Here is a 6,567-nt window from a genome sequence, read left to right on the forward strand (position 1 = left end):
CGCTAACCCGACCTACGGGACTGGGACGTGTCTTTCTCGCTAACTGGCGCCGCTGCCGAACAGGTGACCGAAGATGCGCGCACCGCCGATATAGGTGCCCATGGCCGAGCCCAGCGTGGTCAGCAGGAAGACCAGCAGTACGCGGGACACCCGATTGCGCCACCAGCCGCGCGGGCTGGTGGTGTCCCGGCGCAGCGTCGCGAAGTCGCCGACCTGCGGCTTGCGCATGTACAGCTCCACCGCTGCTGCGACGAAGCCTACGCCGATGGTCGGGTTCAGTGAGGTCAGGGGGGCCGCCAGGGCTGCGGTGACGATGGTCACCGGATGGGCGAGGGCAATGGTGGCGCCGATCGCGGCGAGGCCACCGTTGATCATGATCCAGTCCAGCACCATCTGCAGGCCGAGTTCGGCATTGCGGGTGAAACCGATCACGAAGCCCGTCAGGATGATGCCGACCACCACCCAGGGGATGTATTTCGGCCAGCGCGCCTTTGGGGGCGACTGCTCGAGCTGCCTGAGGATGTCTTCCGGCTCCTGCCGGTCCAGGGCCACGTAGTTTTCGATGCCCTTCAGGTGGCCCGCGCCGACAACGGCCAGGATGCGCTGGTGCCTGCCCGTCGCCGCCAGCTTGCGCAGGTGCGCCGCCATGTAGCGGTCGCGCTCGTCGATCAGCGGAAGGTACAGCTCGCGGGACTGTTCGGCGAACTCGCTGAAGGTGGACTCCAGCATGTCGCCCTCCTTCAGGCGCTCGATCTCGGCCTCGGCGATCTGTTCCCGGCTCATCACGCTCGCGAACAGCCCGCCGATCAGGCCCATGCGCTGCCACCAGGGAACCGCGCGGTAGGCGCGGCGCAGCGTGAGTCCGATCTCGCGGTCGATCAGCGCGAGCGGAAGCCCGTTGTCCAGCGCACCGTGGATGGCCGCCCGCATTTCCGCGCCCGGTTCGATGCCGTACTGGTCGGCCAGCCGCTGCTGATAGGCGCCCAGTGCCAGGCTGGCCGCGACCATCGGCGCCTGGCCGCTGCGGACCACGCTGAACAGGTCGAGCTTGCTCATCGCCTCGGGATCGACGATCGCGCGCTGCCGGCTCATGCACAGTTCGACGGCCACGGTGTCGAACGCGCCGCTGGCGATCAGGTCCGCGACGGTGCGTGCGCTGGCCGGGGATACGTGCGCGGTGCCGAGCAGAGTGATCTCGGTCTCGCCGATCCGGATCTGGCGGTGCGGTTCCTTGGCGAGCAGTTGTTCGACGGTGTTGGTCATCTTCGCTTGAGAGGCAGCAAACAGCCCGCCATCCTAGCGGGAATGGGCCGTCGGAGCGAGTGACCCCGGGCGGGCGTGCTCCGGATCCCGAGCCGCCGCGGAGGGGGATATGGCGGGCGTACGGCGCTGCCGCGAGCCCGCCGCAGCCGTTGGATCAGCCACTCAGCGGCGGGTGTCGAGCCAGTGCAGCCAGCGTTCCTGCAGTTCGGCCGAGCGGGCCGCGACCGCGGATGGTCTGTCCAGGGAGCGTTGGAAGACCGGGCCGCCCTCCAGATCGGTCATCTGCCCGCCGGTCTCCGCGAGCATCAGGGTGCCGGCGGCGCTGTCCCACAGGGCCTGTCCACCGTGCAGATAGAGATCCGCGCGGCCGGTGGCCAGCCACGCCCACTCCAGCGCACAGGCCCCGAGGTTGCGCTGCGAGCGGTACGGCGGATCCACCGCCAGCGCGGTGGCGAGGCGGGGCTGCAGGCGTTTGCAATCGACCAGCGCAGTGCATTGCTCCAGTTCCCGGGGATCGAAATGCCGCGCGGGTGGGGCCGCGCCGTTGAGCCGCAGCCCTGCGCCGCGCATCACGCTGAAGAGTTCGTCCCGGACCGGGTCGTAGGTGGCTCCGAATTCGACGCCACGGGCATCGACCAGCGCCAGGGAGATGGCGAAGAAGGGCAGCCCGCCGACAAAGTTGGTCGTGCCATCGAGCGGGTCCAGCAGCCAGAAGGGTTTTGCGCTGGACAGGACCTTCTGTTGCGCCTCCCGGGTCTGTTCCTCGCTGAGGACGGCGAGTCCCGGAAAGAGTTCGCCGAGCAAGCCGCTCAGGCGTCCATCCACGGCGTGGTCGGCGCTGGTGACCAGGCTGCCGTCGGGCTTCTCCTCGACCGTGAGCCGCCCGTGGAAGCGTGGGAGCAGTTCTTCCTGTCCGATGATGCGGAGGCCGTGCAGTAGATCGTCGAATGCAGTCTTCATGGAGGTCCGTGGTCGTCGGGGTGCCCGAGGTGAGCGTGGCGCGGGCTTGGGCGTATGATACCGGTTCATGACCGGACTCTTCGTCATTCTCGCCCTGGTGTTGGTGGTTCTCTATTTCAATGACGCCTGGCGCAGCCTCGAGCGGGTGCGCAAGGTCGCCCGTGACGTCTGCGCGCGCGCCGGGGTGCAGTTCCTGGACAGCAGCGTCATCCAGACCGGGGTTCGCATCGAACGCGGCGGCGCGGGGCTGGTGCTGGTCCGGCGTTATCGCTTCGAGTTCGCGACCGACGGGAGCACGCGTCACGTCGGCGAGATCACGCTGCGCGGGCGCCGGGTGCAGGTCGCGAGCATGGAGCTGCCGGAAGGCGGCCGGTTGCTGGATGCCGAGGCCTCGGCGCCCGGCGCGGGAGATCTTCCCCGGTGACGCTGAACGAACTCCGCTACGCCGTCGCAGTGGCACGCGAGCGGCACTTCGGGCGTGCGGCGGAGGCCTGTCACATCAGCCAGCCCTCGCTGTCGGTCGCCGTACGCAAGCTCGAGGAGGAGCTCGGTGTAACCCTGTTCGAGCGGGGTCACGGCGAGGTCACGCTGACGCCGGCGGGCGAGGCACTGCTCCGACAGGCGCGCCGGGTGCTGGACGAGGTCGGCGCGCTCCGCGAAATGGCCGTGCAGCAGCAGGACCAGCTCTCCGGTCCGCTGCGGATGGGGGCGATCTACACCATCGCGCCGTACCTGCTGCCGGAGCTGATCCCGGTGCTGCACGAACGGGCGCCAGAGATGCCGCTGGTGATCGAGGAGAATTACACCGCGCGCCTGCGCGACCGGCTGCGGGAGGGCGAACTGGATGCCATCGTGGTTTCGCTGCCCTTCGAGGAGCCGGGGGTGGTGACCCTGCCGTTGTACGACGAACCCTTCGTCGCCGTGCTGCCCGCCGCCCACCCGTTGAACCGGGAAGGGCCACTGACGCTGGATCAGATGGGCGACGCGACCCTGCTCCTGCTGGGCGCGGGCCACTGCTTCCGGGACCAGGTTCTGGAGCTCTGTCCCGGCTGCCTGCGCACCGCCACCGCCGACGGCAGCGTCTCCAGGAATCTGCAGGGCTCGTCGCTCGAGACCATGCGGCACATGGTCGCGTCGGGCATGGGCGTGACCATCCTGCCCTGTACGGCGGCAGGCGCCGACCGGTACGCGCAGCGCCTGCTCGCGGTGCGGCGGTTTGCCGAGCCGGTGCCCAGCCGGCGTGTGGCGCTGGCCTGGCGCGCCAGCTTTCCGCGCCCGCAGGCCATCGAGGCCCTGCGCCGCGCGGTGCTGGACACCGGGCTCAGCTGCGTGAGCTTCATCCAGCCCGGGCAGCGATCCGCTGCAGAATGAGCCGGGCGTCCTCCGCCGTCAGGCTGTGTTCCAGCGGGCTGGCGATCACGGTGGCGCGACCGCGCAGCGCCGGCACCTGGTTCAGGTCCTGGCTGTAGGCCGGGATCAGGATGTCGCCACCCATGCGGAAATCGGTGTTCCGGACGACCGCGTCGTAGGTGATGTCCGGATGATCCTGCACGTTCAGCCAGCCTAGAAGGTTGTGCTGCGTTGGCGGGGCCAGATCGACCAGAACCGCGGGTGAATTCCGAATGGCGTCGTAGGTGCTGCCACCCACGGCCTGCCGGGTCAGGATCCGGCGGACGGGGCCGAACATGCCGCCGCCATGGGTGGCCTCCAGGGCCTGCAGCGCGCGTACGGTGCCAAGGTGCGGGCTGGCGATGGTGATTAGGTGTTCCACCGGTCCCGCGCCGCCGCGCACCAGGCTCAGGCGACTGACCACCCCGCCGGCGGAGTGCCCGACCAGGACCACCGGTTGGTCCGGGTGGCGGTTGGCTGCGGAGCGGATCATCGCGGACAGCCAGTCCGCCTGCAGTGCCAGCGGCGCCGACACCGGCAGGCTTACCGTGTAAATGGTGCGCTCCCCGGTTTCTCCGGCGCGCGCGAGCCGCACCTTGCCATCCTGCGAGTAGCGCCAGTCGCCGCCGTAGTGCCAGCCGGCCGCGGTCAGTGCGTCCACCACCCCGGCCTTGTGAAAGCTCTGGCCGTCGCCGAGATAGCCGTGCACCAGCACCATGACCGACGCCGGGGCGGCGGGGCTCCAGATCAGCAACAGGAACAGTAGGGCCGCCAGCAGGCGGGCGGGTATCAAGCTTTTCATTGGGTCGGTCCTCATTGCATTCGGTCCGGGCGCACCGGAATCGGCTCGGCAATTAGCAGAAGATCATTATATTCCAAAATGCCGATGCGTATTTCTGACGTGAGGTCGCCCTGATTCGCGTGGGGAAAAGCGGTGGCGGGCTTCCCGTGGGGTTCGGTAGGCCCTGGGGCCTGCACGCACTACACTTGTGCCCATGATTCGTTTCGAGAACGTGGAACTGCGCCGCGGTGCCCAGGCGCTGATCAGCAATGCATCCTTTCGGATCCATCCGGGCTGGCGTGTCGGGCTGACCGGCGCGAATGGCTGCGGCAAGAGTACGCTGCTGGCAGCGCTGCGCGGCGAGCTGACGCCCGACACGGGCACGATCGACTGGCCCCGCGGCTGGGTCTGCGCCCACCTTCCGCAGGAGGTGGACGCCAGCACCCGGCGGGCGGTGGACTATGTGCTGGATGGCGATACCGCCCTCCGGACGCTGCAGGCGCGCCTGGAATGCTGCGACGACGGCGAGGAACACGGTCATCTCTACGCGGAGATCGACGCGATCGATGGCTGGAGCGCGGAGGCCAGGGCGCGGCAGCTCCTGGCCGGTCTCGGCTTCACGCCGCAGGACCCGGACCGCGCCGTCGCCGAATTCTCCGGCGGCTGGCGCATGCGCCTGGGCCTGGCCCAGACCCTGATGACCCGTTCCGACCTGCTGTTGCTCGACGAGCCGACCAATCACCTCGATTTCGAGACCATCCTCTGGCTGGAGGACTGGCTGCGCCGTTATCCGGGCACCCTGATCGTGATCGCGCATGACCGCCGCTTCCTGGATGCGGTGGTCACGCATATCGCCCATATCGAGCACCGGCAGGTGCAGTTGTTCACCGGCAATTACAGCGCCGCCGAGCGCCGCCGCGCCGAGATCGTCGCCCAGACCGAGGCTGCGGCCGCCCGGGTTGCCCAGGAGCGCGCCCACCTCGAGCGCTTCGTCGCGCGCTTCCGGGCCAAGGCAAGCAAGGCGAGGCAGGCGCAAAGCCGGCTGAAACGGCTGGAGAAACTGGACGACGTGGCGTTGCTGCGCGCGGCGCGGCCGATGCACCTGAAGATTCCGGCCCCCGCGCGATTGCCGGATCCGCTGCTGCGCCTGGACCACGCCGGCGTCACCGTGGACGGCCGTGTCCGGCTGCATCCGGCCACGCTGCGCCTGCGGCCCGACGACCGGATCGGGATCCTGGGTCCGAACGGAGCGGGCAAGTCGACCCTGCTGGCCATGCTCGCCGGTCTGCTGCCGCTCACCGAGGGAGAGCGTGCGGTCGATCCGGATCTGGTGGTCGGCTATTTCGCCCAGCACCAGCGGGAGCAGCTCGATGATGGCGCCAGCCCGCTGCTGCATCTGCAGCGGCTGGATACCGGCATGACCGACCAGGAACTGCGCAACCTGCTCGGTGGATTCGGGTTCGCGGGCAACCGGGCGGACCTGCCGGTGGCGGGTCTGTCCGGGGGCGAGCGGGTCCGGCTGGTCCTGGCGATGCTGGTCTGCCAGGCGCCGTCGGTGCTGCTGCTGGACGAACCGACCAACCACCTGGACCTGGACATGCGCGAGTCCCTGGCCGAGGCTCTGGAGGACTATTCCGGGGCTTTGGTGCTGGTTTCGCACGACCGTGACCTGCTTTCCCGTGTCTGCGACCGGTTCTGGCGCGTACGCGAGGGGTGGGTGGAGGAATACGACGGTGACCTCGACGACTATGCCCGGGAACTGACCCAGGCGCGTGCGGGCGACACCGCCCGGGAGGGCGGGGGCGGGTCCGCGGATGCCGGTGAGCGTGAAGGTGGCCGCGAGCGGCGCCAGCAGGCCGCCCGGCAGCGCGAGAGTCTGAAACCGCTGCGCAAGGCCGCGGAACGCGAGGAGACTCGTTGCACCCGTCTGCAGGCCGACCTGGACGCGGTGGAGAAGGCCCTGGCCGACCCGGGGCTGTACGACCAGGCCGACGGCGGGCAACTCGCCGCCCTGCTGCAGCGTCAGGGCCGGCTGCGCTCGGAGCTGGAGACCGCGGAAGCGGCCTGGATGGAGGCTCTGGAGGCCCTGGAAAACGCGCGCGCCGAAGCTTGACGGCAACGGTTCTGCTCGCGCAGGCTCGCTGCTTGCGCAGCCCCCCATGCTCCGGTCCTTA

At 69.3% G+C, this 6,567-nt stretch carries 6 protein-coding genes; 3 read left to right on the forward strand and 3 right to left on the reverse strand.

Translation table 11 applies throughout. The annotated features are described in order from the left end of the window. Positions 1-39: 39 nt before the first annotated feature. Both EA346_RS11925 and EA346_RS11930 read right to left on the reverse strand, forming a co-directional pair. Positions 40-1,263 carry a TraB/GumN family protein gene (locus tag EA346_RS11925; RefSeq protein WP_296758860.1) on the reverse strand — a complete coding sequence of 408 codons (1,224 nt, stop codon included), beginning with the start codon at positions 1,261-1,263 and terminating at the stop codon, positions 40-42. 162 nt (positions 1,264-1,425) lie between these two features. Continuing rightward, entirely contained in the window at positions 1,426-2,223 is a 798-nt protein-coding gene (locus EA346_RS11930; protein WP_296758863.1) for an inositol monophosphatase family protein, read from the reverse strand. 67 nt (positions 2,224-2,290) lie between these two features. Between EA346_RS11930 and EA346_RS11935 the strand changes: the two genes are divergently transcribed. Next, positions 2,291-2,647 (forward strand): DUF3301 domain-containing protein, encoded by a 357-nt coding sequence (locus tag EA346_RS11935; RefSeq protein ID WP_296758866.1) that lies wholly within the window; start codon positions 2,291-2,293, stop codon positions 2,645-2,647. Continuing rightward, on the forward strand, positions 2,644-3,594 hold the full coding sequence (locus EA346_RS11940; protein WP_296758868.1) for a hydrogen peroxide-inducible genes activator: 951 nt from the start codon (positions 2,644-2,646) through the stop codon (positions 3,592-3,594). Before EA346_RS11935 ends, EA346_RS11940 begins: the two co-directional genes overlap by 4 nt. Here the strand turns inward: EA346_RS11940 and EA346_RS11945 are convergent. Further along, a complete protein-coding gene (locus EA346_RS11945) occupies positions 3,560-4,414 on the reverse strand; it encodes an alpha/beta fold hydrolase (protein ID WP_296758870.1) in 855 nt (284 codons plus the stop codon). The genes EA346_RS11940 and EA346_RS11945 overlap by 35 nt on opposite strands. A gap of 193 nt (positions 4,415-4,607) precedes the next feature. Here EA346_RS11945 and EA346_RS11950 point away from each other — a divergent pair, with 193 nt between their 5' ends. Beyond that, the gene (locus EA346_RS11950; RefSeq protein WP_296758873.1) at positions 4,608-6,506 is read left to right on the forward strand and encodes an ATP-binding cassette domain-containing protein; all 1,899 of its coding nucleotides are present in this window, start codon (positions 4,608-4,610) and stop codon (positions 6,504-6,506) included. Positions 6,507-6,567 lie beyond the last annotated feature (61 nt).

The organism is Thioalkalivibrio sp. (assembly GCF_007692535.1).
Lineage (GTDB): Bacteria > Pseudomonadota > Gammaproteobacteria > Ectothiorhodospirales > Ectothiorhodospiraceae > Thioalkalivibrio.

What these genes read in the sequence shown, in the direction of transcription:
- EA346_RS11925 (WP_296758860.1), bottom strand. Translation starts at nt 1,263, where the DNA reads ATGACCAACACCGTCGAACAACTGCTCGCCAAGGAACCGCACCGCCAG.
- EA346_RS11930 (WP_296758863.1), bottom strand. Translation starts at nt 2,223, where the DNA reads ATGAAGACTGCATTCGACGATCTACTGCACGGCCTCCGCATCATCGGA.
- EA346_RS11935 (WP_296758866.1), top strand. Translation starts at nt 2,291, where the DNA reads ATGACCGGACTCTTCGTCATTCTCGCCCTGGTGTTGGTGGTTCTCTAT.
- EA346_RS11945 (WP_296758870.1), bottom strand. Translation starts at nt 4,414, where the DNA reads ATGAAAAGCTTGATACCCGCCCGCCTGCTGGCGGCCCTACTGTTCCTG.
- EA346_RS11950 (WP_296758873.1), top strand. Translation starts at nt 4,608, where the DNA reads ATGATTCGTTTCGAGAACGTGGAACTGCGCCGCGGTGCCCAGGCGCTG.